The organism is Variovorax nivicola (genome assembly GCF_051216475.1).
In the GTDB taxonomy this organism is placed as follows: domain Bacteria; phylum Pseudomonadota; class Gammaproteobacteria; order Burkholderiales; family Burkholderiaceae_C; genus Variovorax.
The window spans coordinates 155,255-176,515 of record NZ_JBPJZK010000001.1 but is presented as its reverse complement, the minus strand read 5'-3'; the positions used below and the strand labels follow the sequence as shown (position 1 = coordinate 176,515).

Sequence of the window (21,261 nt, the reverse complement as noted above, 5' to 3'; positions counted from 1 at the left end):
TCTTCAGTTCGCCCACGGGAGCGGTTGTTCGTTGGTGCCCCAGTACATGCTCTTCTGCTCCATGTACTGGAAGATGCCTTCGCGGCCCTTCTCGCGGCCCAGGCCGCTGTCGCGCCAGCCGCCGAAGGGCGTGGACACGGAGAACTGCTTGTAGGTGTTGACCCAGACCGTGCCGGCCTGCACGGCGCGGCCGAGCTTCCAGGCGCGCTTGAAGTCGCGGCTCCACACGCCGGCAGCCAATGCGTAGATGCTGTCGTTGGCCTGCGCGATCAGCTCTTCCTCGTTGTCGAAAGGCATGGCGACCAGCACCGGGCCGAAGATTTCTTCCTGGCTGATGCGGGCGCTGTTGTCCAGGCCTTCGATGATGGTCGGCTTGTAGAAGTAGCCCCGGTCATAGCCATCACCATGCGGGCGTACGCCGCCCGTGCGAATCCTGCCGCCTTCGGACACGCCGAGGTCCACGTAGCGCTCGATGCCTTCGCGGTGCTTCGACGTAATGAGCGGGCCCATCTGAGTGCGCTCCGAAGCTGGGTCGCCCACGCGCAGGGCATTGGCGCCTTCGGCCAGGCGCGTGAGGAACTCGTCGTAGATGCCACGCGCCACGAACAACCGCGAGCCCGCAATGCACGACTCGCCCGACGAACTGAAGATGCCGTACAGCACACCGCTCACCGCATGGTCGAGGTCCGCGTCGTCGAGCACCATGGTCGGCGACTTGCCGCCGAGCTCGAGCGACACCGGCATCATCTTGTCGGCCGCGATGTGCGCGATGTGCTTGCCGGTGGTGGTGCCGCCGGTGAACGAAACGCGCTTGACCAGCGGATGCTTGGTGATCGCGTCGCCAATCACCGAGCCCTTGCCTGGCAGCACGCTGACGATGCCCTTCGGCACGCCCGCCTGCTCGCAGATGCGCGCCAGCTCCAGCGCCATCAGTGGGGTGACTTCGGCGGGCTTGACGACCACCGCGTTGCCTGCAGCCAGCGCGGGCGCGAGCTTCTGCGCCTCGCTCGCAATCGGCGAGTTCCACGGCGTGATGGCCGCGACCACGCCCATGGGCTCGTGCACGCTCATCGTGACGAAGGCGCCGCGCGACGGCGTGATGGTTTCTTCCAGCGTTTCCAGTGCGGCAGCGAAGAACTGGAAGGTGCCCGCAGCGCTGGCCACGAGGTTGCGTGTTTCGTTGATCGGCTTGCCGTTGTCCAGGCGCTGCTTCTGCGCGAGCGATTCGCTCTCTTCGCGGATCAGCTGCGCCACGCGGTGCAGCACGGCGGCGCGCTCGTGCGGCAGGCGCTGGGCCCAGCCGCTGGTGCGGAACGCGTGGTCGGCACGGGTGATGGCCTCCTCGACGTCGGCGAGGCTCGCGGCCTTCAGGCGTGCGATGGGTTCGCCCGTTGCGGGGTACAGGCTTTCGTAGACGTCGCCGCCGCCCAGGCGCCATTCGCCGGCAATGCAGATCGGAAGGAGTTCGGAAGAAATCATAGGGTGACTCAGATGGCGAGCGCCGCGACGCGGTTGCGCAGCGCACGCACGGCGCTGTACACGGTGAGCGCGGATGTCTTGGGGTTGGCCGCGAGCGGCTTGTTGCGCATGGTCAGCTCGAAGCTGCCGAAGGCGCCTTCGGCTTCGACGGTGTGCACGTTCTCGGTGGTGGTGGGGTCGGCAATCAGCCGCACCAGTGTCTTGTCGAGCCCGAGCCCCGCGAGCGAGACGGTGGCTGCGACGTTGGCGTTCTTCGGATAGAGCAAGGCCGCTTCGCGCGCGCTGCCTTCGAAGATCACGGTGGGCTGCACCAGCGCATCGAGGTCGCGGCCCTGCTCTGCCGGCGTGCGCTTCCATGCCTGCGGCGGCTTGCGGCCGGTGTAGCGCACGCTGTCGAGGCCACCGATGCGGGCTGCGGCGAGTGCATCGATGGCGCCGATGGCGCCGGGAATCAGCTGCACCTGCGTCTTGCCGGCGATGGCTGCGGCTTCGAGCTTTTCGGCGAAGCCTGCTGCCGACAATGCGCCGACCGAAGCGACCACGCAGGGCGTGCCGCGTGCCAGCGCGGGCAGCACATGCTCTTCGATGGCGGCATGGCCGGCCGTCTCGACCACGAGGTCGATGCCATCGGCAGGCACGCTGCTGGCAACCCGCACGCCCGGCGCAACCTTCTGCGCCGCTGCCACGCCTTCGGCGGGCACGACGATGGCAACCACAGCCAGGGCGGCATCGCCCTTGAGCAGTTCGAGCACCGAGGTGCCGATGGCACCGCAGCCTACGAGAGCAATACGCAATGCGGGCAACGCGCTCACGTCCTTCACTCCACCGAAGCGGCAGCAGCCTTGCCGAGCGCCGGAATCTGCGTCACGGTGTTGGTCGGCGGACCAGCAAAAGCGCTCTTGAAATCGCCGATGGAGAGCATGTCAATCTCCAGCAGGAACGGGCCCTTCTTCGCCAGCGCCTCGCCCAGCTTCGCCTTCAGCTCGTCCATGCGCTGCACGCGGGTGTGCGGCAGCGACAGCGACTTGCACAGCAGCGCGTAGTCGGGCGTGTGCAGGTCGGCATAGCAGCGGCGGCCGCCGTACTGCGCGTCCTGGATGTTCTTGATGACGCCATAGCCCTTGTCGTTCATGAGCACGATGACCATGTCGGCCTGCTCTTGCACGGCGGTTGCGAGCTCGCCGAGGTTCAGGATGAAACCGCCGTCGCCGGCCAGGCAGAAGGTCTTGCGGCCCGAGGCCGTTTCGGCCGCGCCAATGGCCGCGCCGATGGCCATGGGCATGCCCTGCCCGATGCCGCCGCCCGTGGCGTGCACGCCGGCGCTGGGTTCGAAGATGCGCAGCTCGCGGTTGCCCCAGGTGCTGTTCGACACCGTGACATCGCGCACCCAGTTGAAGTTGCGGCCGGCGGCAGATTGCAGCGCCTTCACAAGCTCGGCATACGGGCCGAGGCCGTCGGTGAGCGAGGCCACGGCCTGCTCGTGCGCGGCGCGCAGGTCGGCGAGCAGTTCGGGGTCGGCCTTGTACTTTGCGGCTTCGAGGCGGTTGGCCAGGCCTTCGAGGGCCAGCGCGGAGTCACCGCACACGAACAGGTCGGTGGCATAGCCCCGGCCTTCGGCGGCCGCATCGGCGTCGATGCGCATCAGCGGTCGCGGCAGCTTCAGTTCGTACTTGAGCGTTTCGTTGCCGCGCAGGCGCGAGCCGACGACCAGCATCGCGTCGCAACGCTGATACAGCGCCTCGACCGGCTTGTGGATGTTGTACGAGCCGAGCGAGCCAGCATCGTCTTCGGGCACCGTGCCACGGCCCTGCGTGGTGGTGACCACGCCGAAGCCGAGCTTCTGCAGGCGCTGGATGGCCGCACGGGCGTGGCGCGCGCCACCGCCGACCCACAGCATCGGGCGCTTCGCTGTCGCGAGCCGCGCAGCCAGTGCGTCGAGCGAGGCAGCCGAGGGCACGGGCCGTTCGATGGGCAGCGGCGACAGGTCGGCCGGCATGGTCGTCAGCGCGGACTGGATGTCGATCGGAATCTCCACGCTGACTGGGCCGGTTGGCGCCGTCATCGCGATCTGCACCGCGCGCTTGAGCGTGCCGAGCACCGTCTCGACGCTGCGCACGCGCAGGGCCGCCTTCGACACGGCCTTGAGCATGGTGAGCTGGTCGGGCGCCTCGTGGATGTACGACATGCCCTTGTCGAGGTACGGCGTCTCGATCTGCCCGGTGATGTGCAGCAGCGGCGCGCCGGCGGTCAGCGCCTCGACCATGCTGCCCGCGATGTTGCCGGCGGCCGGACCGGTACTGGTGAGGCACACGCCCAGGCTGGCGGTCGAACGGGCGTACGCATCGGCCATGTTGCCGGCACCGGCCTCGCCGCGCGCGGGCACGAAGCGGATCGCGCCGCGTTGCGCGAAGGCGTCGAGGATCGGCATGTTGTGGATCGAGATCACGCCGAAGGCCGCCTTGACGCCGCACTGCTCGAGGAAGGCAGCGACGACTGCGCCGACGGTGACTGTGTTGTTGTTCGTGGGGTTATGCATGGCGCGAGAGGCCTCCGGAAATGTCGATGTGGCTGCCCGTCGTGTACGACGCGAGGGGCGAAGCGAGGAAAAGAATCGCGCGCGCGGCTTCGGTCGGAAGCCCCAGGCGACCCAGCGGGATGTGTTTGTTCTTCGCGAGCTGGCCGCTCCAGGCGGCCCAGTCTTGCGACTTGTCTTCGCGCGCTTCGAAGCGGCGGCGCCACTGGCCCGACTCGACGAGGCCGATCAGGATGCCGTTGACGCGCACGCCCTGCGGCGCGAATTCGGTGGCCATGGAGCGCACGAGGTTCAGCAGGCCAGCGCGCGCGGCCGAGGTGGCGACCATGTGCGGCTCGGGCTGGCGCGCCAGCAGCGAATTGGCGCAGACGATGGAGGCATCGCCCAGCACCGTGCGCTGCGCTGCAAGCTGCGGCAGGAAGGCGCGCGTGGGGTTGATGACGGAAAAGAACTTCAGGTTGAGCTCTTCGGTCCAGGCCGCGTCGTCGGTGTCGGCGAAGGTGGAAACGCGGCCCTGCCCCGCGTTGTTGACCAACATCGAGGCCGGGCCGAGCGCGGCTTCACTGGCGGCGGCGAAGGAGCGGACCGAGGCACCGTCGAGCACGTCGCACGACTGGGCGAAGAGCCTGGCGTTCGGGTACTTCGCGTGCAGGCCAGTCACTGCGTCGTCGAGCCGCTCGGCATTGCGGCCGCACAGCGCGACCGATGCGCCGCAGCCGAGCAGCAGCTCGACGGTCGCGAGGCCAATGCCCGACGAACCGCCCGTGACCACGGCCACGCGCCCGGCCAGCGCCTTGGCTGCAAAAAAGGAGGAGGAGGAAGCCTGCTGTGCCATGACCGTCATGCGCTGCGAAGCGGTACCACCTTGGCGGCGCGCGCTGGGGAGTAGTTGAGCAGCCCCGAGATCTCGTCGGCCGTACCGCGCACGCGCTGCACCATCTCGTCCATACGGCTTTCCTCGATGTGGCCCGAGGTGATGGTGGCGCCCAGCGCCGCCACGATGTGGCCGCTGTGATCGCGCACCGGCGCGGCGATGCTGGAGATGTTCGATTCGAAGAAGCCCTCGCCCAGCACATAGCCGCGCTGGCGGTCGGCCTGCACCATGTCGAAGAGTTCGTTCACGGTCTTGGGCGTGCTCGGCGAGAAGGTTTCGAGCCTGTCTTCAGGGTAGAGCGCGCGCAGCTGCGGCAGCGTGAGGTCTTCGAGCAGGATGCGGCCGAGCACGGTGGCATGGGCCGGCAGGCGCGTGCCCACGGTGACCGAGCTGGCAAACGGCGTGGGCGGTGCAACCTTGGCGACGTAGACGATGGAGCGGCCATCGCGCACCACCAGGTTGCAGGGCGTGCGCAGTTCGTCGCACAGGCGGTTGAGCAGCGGCGTTCCCAGTTGCGTGAGCTCCAGCGAGGCGAGGTATTCGAAGCCCAGGCGCAGCACGGCCAGGCCCAGGCGGTAGTCGCGCCCGCCCTCGGCGCGTTCGAGAAAGCCCATGTTCTCCAGCGTGGTGAGCAGGCGGAAAACGGTGGAGCGCGGCAGGTCGAAGCGGCGGGCCAGTTCGGGGGCGGAGAGCGTGCGGCTTTCGCGGCTGAACTCGCACAGCACGCGCAGGCCGCGCTCCAGTGCGGGCACGTTGTAGCGGTCGGCGCCCTCTTCCATCGTCTCGTTGTCGTTGTTGGCCATGCCTCTTTTTCCTTCCTTGGATGTCTTGTGTTTGTGTTGCGGTCAGCCGGCGAGCGATTCGCGCAGCAGTGCGGCGACGGCCTGCGGTTGCTCCACATAGCCAGCGTGGCCCGCATCGTCCACCAATTCGAGCGGCACGCCGCACTGGCGCGCGACTTCTTCGCAGGCGGCCGGCGGCGTGACCACATCAAGCGCGCCGCAGGCCACGCGCACGGGCATGGGCGGTGGCAGGTCGGCCAGCAGGTCGGCGTTGCACAGCAGCTCGACGGCCTGGCGGTAGCCGCGGTCGTTCAGGCGGGCCATGTTCCATCGCACCCATTGGCGGGCGTGGTCGCTGGCCTTGTCGGAGACGAGCCGGCCGGCGCGCTTCGCGGCCATGCCGGCGATGCCGAGTTCGTCGAGCGTGGCGAGGCGTTCGGTGCGCACCTTGGCGCGAGCCTCCGCACGGGACGGGGTGCCGTAGCCGATGGCCGGGCTGACGAGCACGAGGCGGCGGATGCGCGAATCGGTGCGTGCGGCCGAGGCGGCGGTGATCGCGCCGAGCGAATGGCCGACCAGCACGCACGAGTCGATGGCCAGCGCATCGAGCAAGGCGCTCAGGCGTGTTGCGTAGTCGGCGGCAGTCGGTGCGGCGGCTTCGAGCGGCGTCGATTCGCCATAGCCCGGAGCGTCCCATGCGATCACGCGGGCTTGCGGCGCCAGCAGCGCGGCGGTGTCGATCCACGACGCAGCGCCCGAACCGATGCCATGCAGGCACACGACAACCGGGCCTTGGCCGCATTCGCGCACCGACACCACTGCACCGCCGCCGACCGCAACGCTGCGGGCCGGAAAGCTGGTGCCGAGCCGCGCCAGCTCGGAGGCCGGCAGCGTCAGCGCGTCGGTAACGATGGCGTCGTTCATGGCTTGCTCGCTCAGCGCTTGATCTTGGCCAGCGGGTGATCGGCCGGATAGGTGGGTGTCACCGGCTTCTTCGCGCCGAGCATCACGCACATCAGCGCGTCTTCGTCGCCGATGTTGATCTCTTCGCGGTACACGCCGGGAGGCACCGAGATCAGGTCGCGGTCAGTCATGATGGTCTCGAAGCGCTCGCCGTCTTTCTCGATCACCACCTTGAGCTTGCCACGGATCAGGAAGAACACTTCTTCCACGTCGGTGTGCAGGTGCGGCGGGCCTTCGTGGCCGGCGGGAATCACCATGGTGGAGAAGGTGAAGTGCTCGGCGGGCACGGTGTTGACGTCTTTCGCGACGCCTGTGCCGCCCGTGCCCACGTAGCGCATCTGCGCGCGGCGGAACTTGGGGTCGAAGTCGGACTGGAACTTCAGCGCGTCCCAGTCGTACTTGCGGGTTTCGTAGCGCGCGATGCGGGTGTTCATCCACTCCGCGAGGCTGCTGCCTTCGGGCTGCGCCAGGCTGTTGGTGCCGGCTTCGTTGATCTTCTGCTGTTCGGACAGATCGCTCATCGGGTGTACTCCTTGGTCGGAAAAATTCAGTGCATCGCAAAGCCGCCGTTGACGGCCAGCAGCTGGCCCGTCACGAAGCGCGCGAGGCTGGAAAGCAGGAACAGGGTCGCGCCGCACACGTCGGCGGCTTGCTGCTCGCGCGGGATGGCGCGGCCTTCGAGGTACTTCTGGTGGCGCGCCATCGGCACGTATTCGGTGGCTTCGACCAGCGTGAGGCCGGGCGCCACGGCGTTGACGGTGATGTTGTCGTCGCCCCACTCGCGCGCCAGCGAGCGCGTCATGGAGATGACGGCGCCCTTGCTCGATGCGTAGGCCAGCAGGTTGGGCGCGCCCCACAGCGCCGTGTCGGACGCGAGGTTGACGATGGCGCCGCGGCCGCTTTCGGCCAGCGCGCTGCGGCAGGCGCGGCCCATGAGCCAGCTGCCGCGCACGTTGACGTTCATCACGCGGTCCCACATGTCGATTTCGAGCTGGTGCGCGTCGCGGCCGCCCGAGTTGGTGATGGCGGCGTTGTTGACGAGGCCGTCGAGGCCGCCGAGCAGACGGATCGCTTCGTCGGCGCAGGCCACGATGGAGCCGGGGTTCGAGAGGTCTACAGCCAGCGCGTGTGCGGTGCGGCCCGCTTCGCGCAGCGCCTTCGCCTCGATCTCGGCCAGCTCGCCCAGAATGTCTGCCAGCACCACGCTCGCGCCCGCCGCGGCGATGCACTGCGCGAAGGCAAGGCCCAGGCCGCGCGCACCGCCGGTCACGAGGATGCGGCGACCGTTCAGTAGGTTGGCCGGCAGTTCGGCCAGCAGCGCCTGCAGGCTCGATGGATCGGGAATGGCTTTGAGTTCGGTCATGGGAATGAGCTGCGTGGATCAGTCGGCCTGGATGCCGAGCTCCTTGATGACCTTGCCGAAGCGCGTGTAGTCGGCGGCATTGGTCTTGCCGAGCACGTCGGCATCGCCGCCCACGGGCGTGGTTCCGAGCACCGCCATGCGCGCAACGATCTCGGGCATCTTCAGGATCTCGTTGAAATGGCCGTTGAGCGTCTTCACGATCTCGGGCGGGAGGTTGCGCGGGCCCCAGAGGCCGTTCCAGGCCGTCACCTCGACGTCCTTGTAGCCCTGCTCGGCGAGCGTCGGCACGTTGGGCGCGAGTGGCGAGCGCTGGGCCGAGGCCACGGCCAGCGGACGCAGCTTGCCGTTGGCGAAATACGGCGACACCGGGCCTAGCGTGATGAAGGTAACGGGCACATGGCCGCCGAGCACGTCGTTGACGGCGGGCGCCACGCCCTTGTACGGCACGTGCGCGAGGCTCGTGCCCGAGGCGCGGGCGAACATCTCGCCGAGGATGTGCATCGGCGAGCCGCTGCCCGGGCTCGCGTAGCTCAGCGACTTGCCGCCCTTCGCGGCGGCCACGGCGTCCTTCAACCCGGCAAGGCCGCTGCCACCGCTTGCCACCAGGAACAGCGGCTGGCTGCCCGTCTGCACGATGGGCGTGAAGCCGTTCAGCACGTCGTAGCCCGACGAGCCGTTGGTCTTGAGCACCAGTTGCGCGATGGAGAAGGTGCTGGGCGCGAGCAGCAGCGTGTAGCCGTCGGGCGCTGCCTTCGACACGTAGGCGCTGCCGATGATGCCGCTGGCGCCGGGGCGGTTGTCGACCACCACGGGCTGGCCGACGCGCGTCGAGAGCTTTTCGGCGAAGAGCCGCGCCAGCGCGTCGGTGTCGCCACCGGCCGGATAAGCAACGACCAACGTGATCGGCTTGCTCGGGTAGCTGTCTGCCCAGGCGAGTCCGGTGGCGCAAGCGGCGGCCAGGGAAATGGCAGCGGCGATGGCATGGCGGCGTGTCTGTTTCATCGGGTCCGTGTGATCGTGGTTTTGTTTCACTAAAGAAACAGCGATTTATTAATGGAACGCCGTGAGAATACCGAGGAAGACAACTTCGTGACTAAGTAGAAACCCTGGTTTTTGTGACCCAACGAAAACAGGGCGGCCTTTTCGGGCCGCCCTGCGGGGTGGGAGCTTCGGGCTCTTCAGCCGCCGTATCGCGCCACGGTGAGGCCTTCCATGTCGATCTCGGGCGCCTTGCCCGCGATCAGGTCGGCCATCACGCGGCCGGTGCCGGCGGCCATGGTCCAGCCGAGGGTGCCGTGGCCAGTGCTGAGCATCAGATTGGGAACGCGGGTGGCGCCGATCACCGGCGTACCGTCGGGCGTCATGGGGCGCAGGCCGGTCCAGAAGGAGGCGTCGCGCACATTGCCGCCCTTGGGGAACAGGTCGGTCACGACGTGTTCGAGCGTGTCGCGTCGGCGCTCATTGAGCTGCAGGTCGAAGCCCGAAAGCTGCGCGGTGCCGCCCACGCGGATGCGGTCGCCGAGGCGCGTGACCGCCACCTTGAAGGTCTCGTCCATCACCGTCGATTCGGGCGCGCCGCCAGCGTCGGTGATGGGCACGGTGATCGAGAAGCCCTTGACCGGATACACCGGCAGGCGAATGCCCAGCGGCCTGACCAGAGCAGGCGAATAGCTGCCGAGCGCGACCACGTAGCGCTCGGCGGTGAAGTTGCCGGCATCGGTGCGCACGGCCGTCACACCCTTGGCCGCATCGTGCTCGATGGCCTGGATGTTGATGCCAAACCTGAACTTCACGCCCTCGGCCTCTGCCAGCTTGGCCAGCGCCTGCGTGAACTTGAAGCAGTCGCCGGTCTCGTCGCCGGGCAGGCGCAGGCCGCCGACGAACTTGTCTTTCACGGCCGCGAGCGCGGGCTCGTACTGCACGCAGCCTTCACGGTCGAGCACCTGGTACGGCACGCCGGAAGCCTTGAGCACTTCAACGTCTTTCGAGGTGCCGTCGAGCTGCTGCTGTGTGCGAAAGAGTTGCAGCGTGCCCTGCATGCGCTCGTCGTAGGCAATGCCGGTGTCGGCGCGCAGGGCCTTCAGGCAATCGCGGCTGTATTCGGCGAGCCGCACCATGCGGCCCTTGTTGATCTCGTAGCGCGCCTGAGTGCAGTTGCGCAGCATCGACAGGCCCCAGCGCCACATGGCCGGATCGAGCATGGGCTTGATGACCAAGGGGCTGTGCTGCATGAGCATCCACTTGATGGCCTTGACCGGCACGCCGGGCCCGGCCCACGGCGCCGAGTAGCCGGGCGACACTTCGCCCGCATTGCCGAAGCTGGTTTCAAGCGCGGGCGCCGGCTGGCGCTCCAGCACCGTCACCTCGTGCCCGGCGCGCGCCAGGTAATACGCCACCGAGGTGCCGATGACACCGCTGCCGAGAATCAAGACCTGCATGAGAACAACCCTTTGAAAGCTGCCGTGACGCAGCCGAGGGTACAGGCTAAGCGCTACAGGCCCAGCGCATCCTGCAATTGCCGTGCCGTCCAGCGCCTGGGCTGTTGCGGCCAGGCATCGAGCAGCGCGACCATGCGGGCGTTGCGCGGTGCGCTCAGGCCATGCTCCTGCGCAAGGCGCACGACCTCGCCACTGAGCGCGTCGATCTCGGTGCGGCGGCCCAGCGCGAGGTCATCGGCCATGCTGGAGCGGGCCTTGGCATCGATGCGCAGCATGCGCCCCGCGATGATGCGAAACAGCCAGTCGGGCAGGCGCAGCAGGCTGACCAGCCGGTGCGCCGGAACGGCGGCGACCTGCGCCGGCGCGATGCCCGCGACGGTGAGGATGCCCAGTGCCTCATCGATCAGCGAGGCGAAGCAGCGGCGGTAGCCGCGCAGCATCAGCTCTTCGCGCAGGGGCAGACCCGAGAGCGCGTTCACGGGGTTGTTGAGGTTGAGCATCAGCTTGCCCCACTGCACGGGCAGCAGGTCGGCATGCAGTTCGAGCGGCACGCCGGCACGCTCGAACACTGGCAGCCATGGGCGCAGCGCCGCATCGTCTTCCGCGGCCAGCCGGCCGGGGGTGCCGCGATGGAAGGCGCCGGGGCCGATCTCGGCCACGTTGTACGGCACCATGCCGGCCCGCACGTTGAGCGAGGGGCCGGTCTGCGATGCAGCCGCGCAGTTGGAAATGCCGTTCTGCAGCGAGACCACCGTGGTGCCCGCAGGCAGCGCAAAAGCCAACTCGCCCGCCGCCGCAGCCGTGGCGCCGCTCTTCACGCACAGGAGCACCAGCGACGGCCGTGCGCCCACGGGAACCTGCTCGCACAAGCGCAGCTTTTCAGCGGGCAGCTTGTGCGTTGCCCCGTCCATGTCGGTGAGCGCCAGGCCGTGCTTCGCGAGCTTTTCGAGCACGCGTGGACGGCCGACGAAAGTAACGGGCACACCGGCCGCAGCCAGGCTGCCGCCTATGAAGCACCCGATGGTGCCTGCCCCCATCACAAGCACTTCGCCGGGGATTGCGTCTGGCATGGGTGGAGTGCTTGTTCCGGGTGTGTGTTTATCTGTCTGTCAGGCGCGTTCCGCGACCCAGGCCTGCACCGATTGCAGCGCGGCCGGTAGGCCCGCCGCGTTGGTGCCGCCGGCCATGGCCATGTCAGCCTTGCCGCCGCCCTTGCCGCCGACCTGCTGGGCCACGAAGTTGACCAGCTCGCCGGCCTTGACCTTTCCCACGCTGTCTGCCGTGACGCCGGCCGCGATCTGCACCTTGTCGCCATCGACGGCGGCCAGCACGATGGCGGCGGTCTTGAGCTTGTCCTTCAGCTTGTCCATGGTGTCGCGCAGCGTCTTGGCGTCGGCGCCGTCGAGCTTGGCGGCCAGCACCTTGATGCCCTTGACGTCCACGGCCTGCGACACGAGCTCGTCGCCCTTGGACGACGCGAGCTTGCCCTTGAGCGCACCCACTTCGCGCTCGAGCGCCCTCACCTGCTCCAGCACCTGCGTGAGCCGGCCTTGCAGCTCAGCGGCTGGCGACCTGAGCGTGGCGGCCACGCTGTGCACGGTCGATTCGAGGTCCTGCAGGTAAGACAGCGCGTTGGCGCCCGTGACCGCTTCGATGCGGCGCACGCCGGCGGCCACGCCGCCTTCGCTGACGATCTTGAAGAGGCCGATGTCGCCCGTGCGGCCCACGTGGGTGCCGCCGCACAGCTCGCGGCTGGTGCCGATGTCGAGCACGCGCACGGTTTCGCCGTACTTCTCGCCGAACAGCATCATCGCGCCGGTCTTCTGGGCCGACTCCATGTCCATCACGCGGGCCTGGGTGGCCACGTTGGCGAGGATCTCGGCGTTGACGCGCTTCTCGATCTCGAGGATCTGCGCGTGCGTGACGGGCGCGTTGTGCGCGAAGTCGAAGCGCGTCTTGTCGGCATCGACCAGCGAGCCCTTCTGCTGCACGTGATCGCCCAGCACTTCGCGCAGGGCCTTGTGCATCAGGTGGGTGACCGAGTGGTTGCGCATGGTGGCGGCGCGGCGGGCGGTGTCGACCGCAGCCTTGACCGTGTCGCCGACCTTGAGCGTGCCTTGGGTCTGCGTGCCGTGGTGGCCGAACACGTCGGCCTTGATCTTCTGCGTGTCTTCCACGCCGAACTGCACGCCTTCGCCAGCGAGCACGCCCTGGTCGCCGACCTGACCGCCGCTTTCCGAATAGAAAGGCGTGGTGTCGAGCACGACGATGCCGCTCTGGCCTTCCTTCAGCTCTTGAACGGCCGCGCCTTCGAAGTACAGCGCGACGACCTTGGCGCTTTCCTCGAGGTGGTCGTAGCCGGTGAAGGTGTTGCCCGCGCCGGCGTATTCGACGTTGCGGTCCATCTTGAACTTGCCGGCGGCACGGCCCGCGGCCTTCTGCTTTTCCATGGCGGCGTTGAAGCCGGCCTCGTCGACGCTCACGCCGCGCTCGCGGCACACGTCGGCCGACAGGTCCAGCGGAAAGCCGTAGGTGTCATGCAGCTTGAAGGCCACTTCGCCCGGCAGCACCTTGGCGTCGCCGGCCAGGGCCGCGTCGAGAATTTCCATGCCGTTGGCCAGCGTTTCGAAGAAGCGTTCTTCCTCGGCCTTCAGCGTGTCGATGATGCGCTTCTCGTCGGCCACGAGCTTCGGATATGCGTCGCCCATCAGCTTCACGAGGTCGGGCACCAGCTTGTGGAAGAACGGCTTCTTCTGGCCCAGCTTGTAGCCATGGCGAATGGCGCGACGGATGATGCGGCGCTGCACGTAGCCACGGCCTTCATTCGACGGGATCACGCCATCGGCCACCAGGAACGAGGTGGCGCGGATGTGGTCGGCGATCACCTTGAGCGAGTTGTTGCCCAGGTCTTGCGTGCCGGTCTCGCGGCCGGCGGCCTTGATGAGCGCATCGAAGATGTCGATTTCGTAGTTGCTGTGCACGTGCTGCAGGATCGCGGCCAGGCGCTCAAGGCCCATGCCGGTGTCGACGCAGGGTGCGGGCAGTTTCTTGACCGAGCCGTCGGGCTGCATGTCGAACTGCATGAACACGTTGTTCCAGATCTCGATGTAGCGGTCGCCGTCTTCGTCGGGGCTGCCGGGCGGGCCGCCGGGGATCTCGGGGCCGTGGTCGTAGAAGATCTCGGAGCACGGACCGCAGGGGCCCGTGTCGGCCATCATCCAGAAGTTGTCGGACATGTAGCGCCCGCCCTTGTTGTCGCCGATACGCACGACGCGTTCTGGCGGCAGGCCGATTTCCTTGGTCCAGATGTCGTAGGCCTCGTCGTCCTCGATGTAGACCGTGGCCCAGAGCTTCTCGGCCGGCAGCTTGTAGACCTTGGTCAGCAGCTCGAAGGCCCAGGTGAGCGATTCGCGCTTGAAGTAGTCGCCGAAGCTCCAGTTGCCGAGCATCTCGAAGAAAGTGTGGTGGCGCGCGGTGTAGCCCACGTTCTCGAGGTCGTTGTGCTTGCCGCCGGCGCGCAGACACGCCTGGACCGAGGCGGCGCGCACGTAGTTGCGTTTGTCTTCGCCGAGGAACACGTCCTTGAACTGGACCATGCCCGAGTTGGTGAACATGAGCGTCGGGTCGTTGCCCGGCACCAGCGAACTCGAGGCCACGACGGTGTGGCCCTTGGAGGCGAAGAAATCGAGAAAGGTCTTGCGGATGTCCGCGACCGTGAATGTGGGCTGGCTCATCTTTGGATTCGTCTTCTGTCGAGGGCGGCGCGGCGATGGCGACCCTCATGTCGAACCCACTGCGGCGAACCGGCCTAACTGCTTGATTTGCTTGAACAAACGATTATAGGTTTGGCCATGGCGCCCGCGCCCGGATCGGGCCGCACCGGGAAAACTGCACGATCCGGACTCCACGGCTAATATGTGTCTTGGCGCAAAAAACGAGAACCAAATACGGTCTGCGCCATCCGTACTTGTACGGACAAAAGATCAAGGAGTTCGCATGGCAAGCCAAGAGGCGGAACAACACTGGCAGATCGAAGACCTGGATTTCTCGCGCATCGCGCTCGACAAGGTACGCCCGGACGAGAATCTCTTCTACCTGGTGACGTCTGCCTCCTTCATAGAAAGCGGCTCCGACCTCTACACGCAGAACCTGGTTGACTTCTTCCGGGGCGACGACGAAGTCACCGATTGGCTGTCGAACCACTGGGAGCAGGAAGAACTGCAGCACGGCAAGGCCCTGCGCGCCTACGTTCGCCACGTGTGGCCCGAGTTCGAATGGGACACCGCCTACCAAGGCTTCCTTGAGGAATACGCGACCTACTGCAAGGTCGAACTGCTGGCCCCGACCCGCGCCCTCGAAATGACCGCCCGCTGCGTGGTCGAGACCGGCACCGCCACCTACTACCGCGCCATGGCCCGAAGCACCGACGAGCCCGTGCTGCAAGACCTGGCCACCCGCATCGCGACCGACGAGGTCAACCACTACAAGCACTTCTACCGCTTCTTCCGCCGCTACCGCGAGCAGGAAAAGCTGAGCCGCTTCCGCGTGATGGGCACCATCGGCCGCCGCACGCTCGAACTCAAGAGCGAGGACGCCGACTGCGCGATCCGCCACGTGGTGAAGGCGCGCTCGCCCGGCCGCGCCAGCGACACGGCCTATGTGCAGCAGCTGAGCGCAGACATGAACAGCACCATCCGCACGAACCTGAGCCCGGGCAACACGCTCAAGATGCTGATGCGGCCGCTGGAGCTGCCGGCGAAGGTGCAGGCGGTGATCCAGTACCCGATCAGGCAGTTCATGCAGCACGTGTTCCTGCGCTGAGGGATCGATCGACTTCGCGCGGGTCGTCTACAACGACCGCGGCGGATGCACAAGGCAGGCGGACAAAGCGAAGAACCGGAACCCTGGTTCCGTTTCGCACAACAGGCGCTTCGCTAGCATTCGCGCCCTTCCGATGTTCGATCACAAGCCCCACCGCGATCACCCCTACACAATCCAGCTGGAGGGCACGAGCATCTCCATACGGGATCTGATGGAGGTGCGCGTCATGTTCCTGCGGCTGCTCGAACAACGCATCGGCGCTTCTTCGCGCCTCGTGAAGTGCTACCGGGCGTGGTTGACACAGCTCGAGTTCGGCACCGGTTCGTTGAGCGATGCGCAGCTTGCCAACGCGCGCATCTGGCGGGAAGCCTGGGAGCACGCGATCGAGATTGCGACCCCGCTGCTCAGCCAGCCACAGACCACGACCTTCCGGTTCGAGCTTTATTGAGGGGAAAGGCGCCGCACAAAAAAAACCCAGCACAGGGCTGGGTTGAACCTCTTGAGTGCTGTCACGCACAGAGAACTCGCACTTCGAAGCGAGTCCGCAAAATCTAGGGCCTCATGCCCCGGCGCCTTGTCGGACAGGACCGACACTTCAGACCGATGGGCCCGATCAGGTGAGCGCCAGCGGTCTGCCAGTTGTACAAAACTGCCAAATAGTTCACGTTTTAATAAGTGTCCTACGGCGACTGCCTGTTTCCGGCTGACACCGGCGTCCGGGGCGACCACAGACCATACCGATGCTGTCACGCAACAGGGCCGCATAAAAGAAGAGCTCTCTGTCAGTGCTTAGAGCCGGCCCACCAGGGTCACTCGAACCCGCTTCGGCGGGTATTTTTTTGGGCGCGACGCCACACAGACCGAGCCCACACCCGGCCCCCGCTGCCTTCAGCTCGCCGAGGTCAGCCCCGGCTTGCGGGTTCCGTCCAGCGAGTACAGCTGCGGCCGGTCTTCCGCGGTGCCTTCCGCCACCAGCCCATGCGCCACCGCCTGCGGCTGGCGATAGAGCTCGTTATCGAGGCGCCTGACGCGTTCGGCGTACATCCGTGCCAGGGCGCTGTGATGCTCTGCCGCCGCCTGATGCTCGATGCGCGCCATTTGCGCCTCTTCCAGAAGTGCCGCCGCGCGCCGGAGGTACGCGGTGTGATTCGGACGAAACAAGAAGTCGAACGTCATTTCACGCTCCTTTCCGCAAGGGGTGCGGTGGAATCATGTTCCTCCGCGCCCGCCTTCAAGTCTGTCGGCGCGCGCCTACCCTCGGGCTACCTATTTCTCTCTTGACTTGCCCCTACCACACAGCCATGACACGTTGTTCCTTCTTGACGGGGACAACGTTGTGGAAAACTGTGTGCGCATCGCTCGAAACCCTTGCCTGGCGTGGCCTGCAACGCGATGCCTGCGAAAGAGGCAGTGCTCGAAAAAAATTTCGAGCGCCGCCAGCTGCTGCCGGACTACCCCATATCTGACCGCTTGCAATTGAAGACCATGCCCGGCTCGACCGCCCGCAGCACCGGCACCTTGCCAGCGAACGTCACCCCGGCACTTATCAGACGCCACTCCCCCGCCTTGAACAGCTTGAAGAGGTTCGTGACTTCATCGCCCGCGGCGGGAATGGCATTGAAGACGTAGACCGGTTCGCCGCCCTGGGTCTCATCCATGCTCAGCAACTCGGCTCGCATCTTGCCCATGGTGTCCGTGTCCTTGGTCCTCTGGCGCACGACGTCCATGTTGACGGTGCGAGAGTGCTCGTCGATCGAGATCCTGCGGATCCAGGGGGCCGGCCCTGCGCCGCTGTGGACTGGTACGCAAGCGATCGTGCCGGCTGCGGCCGAACCTGCTGCTGCAGCGAAGAACACGTGAAGGGCGAATTGAGTGGGCTTGAGTTTCATGCTCGGTTGGGGCTCCTGGGTCGAAGGACATGCATCTATACTCCCGCCTGTCGTCGCTCGCAGGCATGCAGTCGGCGACTTGCCAGACGCGGGTGTAGTTCAATGGTAGAACGGCAGCTTCCCAAGCTTCATACGAGGGTTCGATTCCCTTCACCCGCTCCAGTCCGAAAGTAGATTGACGCGCGACAGGTGCCCCCCCGAATCGAGTGGCGCCCCCTCAGCCCTCGGTACTACGAGACGTGCTCAAAATGAGCGCAGGACTTGTTCAAGTAATCGGCGCAATGCTCCAGCGCCTTGCTCAACGCATTGTCCACCCGACGCAACGACAACCCTTGGCGGATGGCGACCTCCTGGCGAGTCATTTCATGGACCCGCAGTCCCAACAAAATCTCCTGATGTCGTCGCGGCAAGCGATTCATAGCACGATCAACTGCAACAAGGTCTGAGCGCGCTTCGGCGATGAGTTCGGGGCCGGGTGAAAGATCGATGATCCGCTCGAGTTCTGTATCGGCGTCGCTTGTGTACTGCCAGGCTCGGCTGCTCCGCAGGCAATCCATCGCGAGGTTGCAAGCTGTCCGGTAGACGTAAGCCTCAGGGCTACGCATAGACGTGAAGACCGTCAGATCGCCAAGGCGCAACCAGGCGTCGTGCAGGCACTCGCTGGCCAGGTCAGGGCAACCCAGATGCCGAGTCAAGCGATGGTGCAGGACGATGTAATTCGCTACGAGCACGTCACGCAGCAAGATGCCTGAGGTGCCACTCCTGGCAGTCTCTCCAACCTGCTCGCCATCTGCACTACCAAACGCATCTACACAGATCCAGGTACTCGCGTCCAACATGGAATCCTCCGTATCAAACTGCGCCTCTCCAAAGGCCAGGCCCCTGCAAGTCGACTCACCACGATGCCGGCTGGTCCTACCGTCGGCGAGCAATGAATCGGCCCAGAAAAGGGACTGGGAACGGCCATGGCAGGACGCTCGGCAAGTCCGCTCCCGTGTAGTTCCTCAATGGTCAGGGAACCGCGAAGGAAGAGGGCCGGAAAACTACTAGGCTTTTCGCAGCTCACGCTGCTCGGCTTCGGACAGCTTCGACATCACAGCGGGATCGAACTGGTCCCCATGCGCAGCAATCTGAACGAAGTTTTCAGGGATCGGCGCCAGTGTCGCGATGCCCGCGCCCGTACCCAACACATCGGAGGACAGCCTGACGTTGCCCCATGCGTCGTAGACGCGCTTGGACGGTGTGTAGGCCACGGAGGTCTTGGAGCCTCGGCCCGCATTGATGTCGCCTTCGGCAGACCAGGCGAGGATGTTCTTCGTGTGTCCTGATCGATCGTTGCCGATGCACCCGCGTGTGCTCATGAGAGTTCCTGCCGAAGTAGATGTCGAAGCCGGGTCGATTGCACGCGGGGTTGCGTGTGCGACCGTTTTTTCTAGACGAGTACCAACCGACGGACCCGCAGTAAAAAGGCCCCATATTTTTTCGGCCCCGACTGGCCAACGGCAAATCAGCTCAACTCAGCACAAGCACGCCGGCGGGAAACGATCGCACGCTGAGATCGAAGGTGTACTGGATCTGCAGCAATGCGGTGTCGATCTCGGCGATCTTGATGCGCGCGGTGACGGTCTTGGCGCGCATCGCATCACCCATCAGCATCACGCGCCCGGGGCGGTAGCGATTGATCTCTGCGAGGACCGCAGGCAGTGGCGTCTGCTTGAACACCAGTTCACCCTGGCGCCAGGGCGACAGGTTGTCCGGATCGACGGCGCCGATCTCGCTGATGGCCCGGCTGTCATACACCGCCAGTTGCCTCGCCTGCAGCTGACGCCGTCCCGCCGGATGCTCGATGCTCACCTTGCCATGCAGGCAGGTGACGCAGATGCGTTCGTCGAGGTACCGGACCTCGAAGCCCGCCACGTCGGCGATGACCCTTCCTGCACCTGCCAGCACGCGGAAGGGCTGCGCGTCTGCGCGAACCTCCACCGCTGCCTCGCCTTCCAGCAGTTCCACTCCGACCGGCTGGTCGTGGTCGCTGACGCGGCGCAGGCTGGTGCGGGTGTTCATCGACACGGTCACCCGGTCGCCCAGCGCAAGCTCGCGCTGCTCGCCCACGGCGGTGCGGTAGTCGGCCTCCCACTGATCGGCGGCGGGCCACAGCCCCAGCGGCGAATAGGCAGCGATACCGGCGGCCGCGGCGCCACCGACCGCCACGCCCAGGAAGGCACGTCGCCCGACGCGGGGTTGATGGAGGGTCTTGTGGTGATAGCGCGCTGCTTCCGCGTTGGTGTCCAGCACGCCGCCGCTCACCGACTCCAGCAGCTGCCATTGGTGAGTCGCCTCCTGGAAGGCCGCCAGATGGGAAGTATCGGCATCGCGCCAGCGCTTGAATGCCTGTGCTTCCCATGCACTGACATGCCCCGACGTGAGCTTGCGCACCCATGCCTGCGCGTCCTTGTGCACATCGGGCAGGTTGTTGCGATCGTCGGGTTTTGTCATTGAATCGCTCTCGGGAGTCCTTGCACGGCCCCCTCGATGCCTACTAGACGTTTGCCGAGCCGCAAACCCGCTGAAAAATCTCGAAAATTCTTCATCGAAGCCTGTCATGGCCGCCGCAGGCGGGCCGCGCAATATTCCTGGGCGACCTTGAGTTCGCTCTCCACCGTGCGCAGCGAGACTCCCAGACGCTTGGCAACCTCGCGCTGCGGCCAGTGCTCCCATCGCACGAGGATCAGGATTTCGCGGCGGCGCGCCGGCATCTCGTTGACCACAGCCTTCAGCGCGTCTAGCTCCGAGCGGGATTCGGCGATTCGCGCCGGCCCTGGCGCCGGGTCCGGCACGATGTCCATCAGCTCCCGCACGTCTTCGGCCGACAGCATCCGGCTCTGGCTGCGCCGCACGTCGATGGCGAGATTGACACCCATGCGGACCAGATAGGCCTGCGGATTGGCGATCGGGCCAGCGACGTGGCTGTCCCGCTGCAGACGCAGCCAGATGTCGTGCAGGGTGTCGCCCGCCAGTTCGGGACTGCCCAACTGAATGGCGAGGCTGTTCCTGATCTGCTCATAGCGCTGCGTCAGGACGCTTCGCAGCATGGGCAGGACGTTCTCGATCATGAGCCGCCCCCCGTCGCACAGGCTCGGCCCGCCATCCTGTCGCTCGGCAGGATGACCAACGTGAGCGGCTGGCGAAGCTCCGCTGGCGGCGAATGCTCCATCCGCAAGCCATTCAACGCGGCGACCATGGCCTGGTCGCGCCTCGTGTCGCCGGTCGAACCGATCAGGCGCGGCGAGGTCAGTCGGCCCGACAGGTCGATGTTCAGGAGCAGCGATGCGCGATAGTTGCCGGGCGCTGTGCGGGGATCGGCACACAGCGCTTCCCAGACACGCACCTGAATCAATCCGTCGTAGCCGCGGTCCAGTCCGGAACTGGCCGGTGCAGCAGCGGCGGCCTCAGCCGGCTGCTGCCTGAGCACGAAAGTACCCTTGAGCCGACCGCCGGGGTCTTCCGCTATCAGGCCGGTGCCCGAGAGCAACGCCGCCAAGGCGGCCTGCGGAGCGTAGCGGCCGTTGACCGGTGCAGACATCCGCCCCGCCACCAGCGCATCGCTGAACACGACGGTCTGGTCCGTGATGACCGCGTAGCGTTCCAGCGCCGAGGCCAGCGGCTGCGCCGGGACGTCGAAGTCGAACGGCTCCCGGGGCGCCGGAACGACCGCCGGCTCATCGGCCTGCATAGCCAGAACGGGGGCTGCCGCCATCCAGAGTACGCACGCGCAAGCTGCTGCGCGGCTCAGTGTGCTGCGCACACCGACACGCACCATTGCCCACCCCCACGCAGACCCTTGTTGCAGGCCCCCTGCCGCCCGCCGTCGGGACGCGGGGTACGGGACGAGGCGGAGGGGAATCGCGTCAGCACGGCAACAAGAACCTTGTTCGAAACAAGGATCGTCTCCGTGAGAAGTTGCACACATATGACAGCCGCTGACACAGAAAACTGCGGGAACGTGCATCCGAATTCGTCTAGGAAATCAGCAGTTCGCCGCAACGGCGGCTGCAGCACCCCATCAACACCCGGAAAACAACACGCGATGACGACAAGAGCGGCTCTGCGCCGATGCCC

At 66.2% G+C, this 21,261-nt stretch carries 21 protein-coding genes and 1 tRNA gene; 3 read left to right on the top strand and 19 right to left on the bottom strand.

Going from position 1 to position 21,261, the window contains the following annotated elements:
- Positions 1 to 3: 3 nt before the first annotated feature.
- The 12 genes from ACSFBF_RS00800 to alaS all read right to left on the bottom strand — a co-directional run bounded on the left by ACSFBF_RS00800 (position 4) and on the right by alaS (position 14,166).
- Complete coding sequence (locus ACSFBF_RS00800) at positions 4 to 1,479, bottom strand: aldehyde dehydrogenase (RefSeq protein ID WP_435464468.1); 1,476 nt, start codon at positions 1,477 to 1,479, stop codon at positions 4 to 6.
- Between the two features lie 8 nt (positions 1,480 to 1,487).
- Positions 1,488 to 2,282 (bottom strand): aspartate dehydrogenase, encoded by a 795-nt coding sequence (locus ACSFBF_RS00795; protein WP_435465866.1) that lies wholly within the window; start codon positions 2,280 to 2,282, stop codon positions 1,488 to 1,490.
- A 14-nt stretch (positions 2,283 to 2,296) separates the two neighbouring features.
- Positions 2,297 to 4,015 carry a thiamine pyrophosphate-binding protein gene (locus ACSFBF_RS00790; protein ID WP_435464467.1) on the bottom strand — a complete coding sequence of 573 codons (1,719 nt, stop codon included), beginning with the start codon at positions 4,013 to 4,015 and terminating at the stop codon, positions 2,297 to 2,299.
- Complete coding sequence (locus ACSFBF_RS00785; protein ID WP_435465864.1) at positions 4,008 to 4,847, bottom strand: SDR family oxidoreductase; 840 nt, start codon at positions 4,845 to 4,847, stop codon at positions 4,008 to 4,010. Before ACSFBF_RS00785 ends, ACSFBF_RS00790 begins: the two co-directional genes overlap by 8 nt.
- A 5-nt stretch (positions 4,848 to 4,852) precedes the next feature.
- Positions 4,853 to 5,689, bottom strand: coding sequence for an IclR family transcriptional regulator (locus tag ACSFBF_RS00780; protein WP_435464465.1), 837 nt, complete (start codon positions 5,687 to 5,689; stop codon positions 4,853 to 4,855).
- 42 nt (positions 5,690 to 5,731) lie between these two features.
- Complete coding sequence (locus tag ACSFBF_RS00775; protein WP_435464464.1) at positions 5,732 to 6,592, bottom strand: alpha/beta fold hydrolase; 861 nt, start codon at positions 6,590 to 6,592, stop codon at positions 5,732 to 5,734.
- A gap of 11 nt (positions 6,593 to 6,603) precedes the next feature.
- Positions 6,604 to 7,152, bottom strand: a complete 549-nt coding sequence (locus ACSFBF_RS00770; protein WP_093073561.1) for a cupin domain-containing protein — start codon at positions 7,150 to 7,152, stop codon at positions 6,604 to 6,606.
- Between the two features lie 26 nt (positions 7,153 to 7,178).
- On the bottom strand, positions 7,179 to 7,994 hold the full coding sequence (locus ACSFBF_RS00765) for an SDR family oxidoreductase (protein WP_435464462.1): 816 nt from the start codon (positions 7,992 to 7,994) through the stop codon (positions 7,179 to 7,181).
- Positions 7,995 to 8,012: 18 nt separating this feature from the next.
- Complete coding sequence (locus tag ACSFBF_RS00760; protein ID WP_435464461.1) at positions 8,013 to 8,996, bottom strand: Bug family tripartite tricarboxylate transporter substrate binding protein; 984 nt, start codon at positions 8,994 to 8,996, stop codon at positions 8,013 to 8,015.
- A 176-nt stretch (positions 8,997 to 9,172) separates the two neighbouring features.
- Complete coding sequence (locus tag ACSFBF_RS00755; RefSeq protein ID WP_435464459.1) at positions 9,173 to 10,432, bottom strand: D-amino acid dehydrogenase; 1,260 nt, start codon at positions 10,430 to 10,432, stop codon at positions 9,173 to 9,175.
- 53 nt (positions 10,433 to 10,485) lie between these two features.
- A complete protein-coding gene (locus ACSFBF_RS00750; RefSeq protein WP_435464458.1) occupies positions 10,486 to 11,502 on the bottom strand; it encodes a 2-dehydropantoate 2-reductase in 1,017 nt (338 codons plus the stop codon).
- A gap of 39 nt (positions 11,503 to 11,541) precedes the next feature.
- Positions 11,542 to 14,166 carry an alanine--tRNA ligase gene (gene alaS / locus ACSFBF_RS00745; RefSeq protein WP_435464456.1) on the bottom strand — a complete coding sequence of 875 codons (2,625 nt, stop codon included), beginning with the start codon at positions 14,164 to 14,166 and terminating at the stop codon, positions 11,542 to 11,544.
- 262 nt (positions 14,167 to 14,428) lie between these two features.
- Here alaS and ACSFBF_RS00740 point away from each other — a divergent pair, with 262 nt between their 5' ends.
- Both ACSFBF_RS00740 and ACSFBF_RS00735 read left to right on the top strand, forming a co-directional pair.
- Entirely contained in the window at positions 14,429 to 15,253 is an 825-nt protein-coding gene (locus ACSFBF_RS00740; RefSeq protein ID WP_435464455.1) for a ferritin-like domain-containing protein, read from the top strand.
- A gap of 133 nt (positions 15,254 to 15,386) precedes the next feature.
- Positions 15,387 to 15,701: a hypothetical protein gene (locus tag ACSFBF_RS00735; RefSeq protein ID WP_435464453.1), complete on the top strand. Its 315-nt coding sequence runs from the start codon at positions 15,387 to 15,389 to the stop codon at positions 15,699 to 15,701.
- A 440-nt stretch (positions 15,702 to 16,141) separates the two neighbouring features.
- On the opposite strand, the gene ACSFBF_RS00730 is transcribed toward ACSFBF_RS00735, so the two are convergent.
- The gene (locus tag ACSFBF_RS00730; RefSeq protein WP_435464451.1) at positions 16,142 to 16,429 is read right to left on the bottom strand and encodes a hypothetical protein; all 288 of its coding nucleotides are present in this window, start codon (positions 16,427 to 16,429) and stop codon (positions 16,142 to 16,144) included.
- 275 nt (positions 16,430 to 16,704) lie between these two features.
- Complete coding sequence (locus tag ACSFBF_RS00725; protein WP_435464449.1) at positions 16,705 to 17,142, bottom strand: hypothetical protein; 438 nt, start codon at positions 17,140 to 17,142, stop codon at positions 16,705 to 16,707.
- Positions 17,143 to 17,230: 88 nt separating this feature from the next.
- Between ACSFBF_RS00725 and ACSFBF_RS00720 the strand changes: the two genes are divergently transcribed.
- Positions 17,231 to 17,304 (top strand) — tRNA-Gly (locus ACSFBF_RS00720).
- A 68-nt stretch (positions 17,305 to 17,372) separates the two neighbouring features.
- Here the strand turns inward: ACSFBF_RS00720 and ACSFBF_RS00715 are convergent.
- From ACSFBF_RS00715 to ACSFBF_RS00695, 5 genes are all read right to left on the bottom strand, one after another.
- Positions 17,373 to 17,981, bottom strand: a complete 609-nt coding sequence (locus ACSFBF_RS00715; protein ID WP_435464448.1) for an RNA polymerase sigma factor — start codon at positions 17,979 to 17,981, stop codon at positions 17,373 to 17,375.
- Positions 17,982 to 18,188: 207 nt separating this feature from the next.
- On the bottom strand, positions 18,189 to 18,503 hold the full coding sequence (locus tag ACSFBF_RS00710) for a filamentous haemagglutinin family protein (RefSeq protein WP_435464447.1): 315 nt from the start codon (positions 18,501 to 18,503) through the stop codon (positions 18,189 to 18,191).
- A gap of 151 nt (positions 18,504 to 18,654) precedes the next feature.
- Positions 18,655 to 19,638, bottom strand: coding sequence for a FecR family protein (locus ACSFBF_RS00705; protein WP_435464445.1), 984 nt, complete (start codon positions 19,636 to 19,638; stop codon positions 18,655 to 18,657).
- Between the two features lie 104 nt (positions 19,639 to 19,742).
- On the bottom strand, positions 19,743 to 20,255 hold the full coding sequence (locus tag ACSFBF_RS00700) for an RNA polymerase sigma factor (RefSeq protein ID WP_435464444.1): 513 nt from the start codon (positions 20,253 to 20,255) through the stop codon (positions 19,743 to 19,745).
- Complete coding sequence (locus ACSFBF_RS00695) at positions 20,252 to 20,875, bottom strand: secretin and TonB N-terminal domain-containing protein (RefSeq protein ID WP_435464443.1); 624 nt, start codon at positions 20,873 to 20,875, stop codon at positions 20,252 to 20,254. The genes ACSFBF_RS00700 and ACSFBF_RS00695 overlap by 4 nt, the downstream gene beginning before the upstream one ends.
- Positions 20,876 to 21,261: the final 386 nt, after the last annotated feature.

Coding starts and splice junctions, on each gene's coding strand:
- ACSFBF_RS00785 (WP_435465864.1), bottom strand. CDS start 4,847: ATGGCACAGCAGGCTTCCTCCTCCTCCTTTTTTGCAGCCAAGGCGCTG.
- ACSFBF_RS00765 (WP_435464462.1), bottom strand. CDS start 7,994: ATGACCGAACTCAAAGCCATTCCCGATCCATCGAGCCTGCAGGCGCTG.
- ACSFBF_RS00800 (WP_435464468.1), bottom strand. CDS start 1,479: ATGATTTCTTCCGAACTCCTTCCGATCTGCATTGCCGGCGAATGGCGC.
- ACSFBF_RS00775 (WP_435464464.1), bottom strand. CDS start 6,592: ATGAACGACGCCATCGTTACCGACGCGCTGACGCTGCCGGCCTCCGAG.
- ACSFBF_RS00755 (WP_435464459.1), bottom strand. CDS start 10,432: ATGCAGGTCTTGATTCTCGGCAGCGGTGTCATCGGCACCTCGGTGGCG.
- ACSFBF_RS00735 (WP_435464453.1), top strand. CDS start 15,387: ATGTTCGATCACAAGCCCCACCGCGATCACCCCTACACAATCCAGCTG.
- ACSFBF_RS00695 (WP_435464443.1), bottom strand. CDS start 20,875: ATGCAGGCCGATGAGCCGGCGGTCGTTCCGGCGCCCCGGGAGCCGTTC.
- ACSFBF_RS00790 (WP_435464467.1), bottom strand. CDS start 4,015: ATGCATAACCCCACGAACAACAACACAGTCACCGTCGGCGCAGTCGTC.
- ACSFBF_RS00760 (WP_435464461.1), bottom strand. CDS start 8,996: ATGAAACAGACACGCCGCCATGCCATCGCCGCTGCCATTTCCCTGGCC.
- alaS (WP_435464456.1), bottom strand. CDS start 14,166: ATGAGCCAGCCCACATTCACGGTCGCGGACATCCGCAAGACCTTTCTC.
- ACSFBF_RS00740 (WP_435464455.1), top strand. CDS start 14,429: ATGGCAAGCCAAGAGGCGGAACAACACTGGCAGATCGAAGACCTGGAT.
- ACSFBF_RS00770 (WP_093073561.1), bottom strand. CDS start 7,152: ATGAGCGATCTGTCCGAACAGCAGAAGATCAACGAAGCCGGCACCAAC.
- ACSFBF_RS00715 (WP_435464448.1), bottom strand. CDS start 17,981: ATGTTGGACGCGAGTACCTGGATCTGTGTAGATGCGTTTGGTAGTGCA.
- ACSFBF_RS00725 (WP_435464449.1), bottom strand. CDS start 17,142: ATGAAACTCAAGCCCACTCAATTCGCCCTTCACGTGTTCTTCGCTGCA.
- ACSFBF_RS00700 (WP_435464444.1), bottom strand. CDS start 20,255: ATGATCGAGAACGTCCTGCCCATGCTGCGAAGCGTCCTGACGCAGCGC.
- ACSFBF_RS00780 (WP_435464465.1), bottom strand. CDS start 5,689: ATGGCCAACAACGACAACGAGACGATGGAAGAGGGCGCCGACCGCTAC.
- ACSFBF_RS00705 (WP_435464445.1), bottom strand. CDS start 19,638: ATGACAAAACCCGACGATCGCAACAACCTGCCCGATGTGCACAAGGAC.
- ACSFBF_RS00730 (WP_435464451.1), bottom strand. CDS start 16,429: ATGACGTTCGACTTCTTGTTTCGTCCGAATCACACCGCGTACCTCCGG.
- ACSFBF_RS00750 (WP_435464458.1), bottom strand. CDS start 11,502: ATGCCAGACGCAATCCCCGGCGAAGTGCTTGTGATGGGGGCAGGCACC.
- ACSFBF_RS00710 (WP_435464447.1), bottom strand. CDS start 18,503: ATGAGCACACGCGGGTGCATCGGCAACGATCGATCAGGACACACGAAG.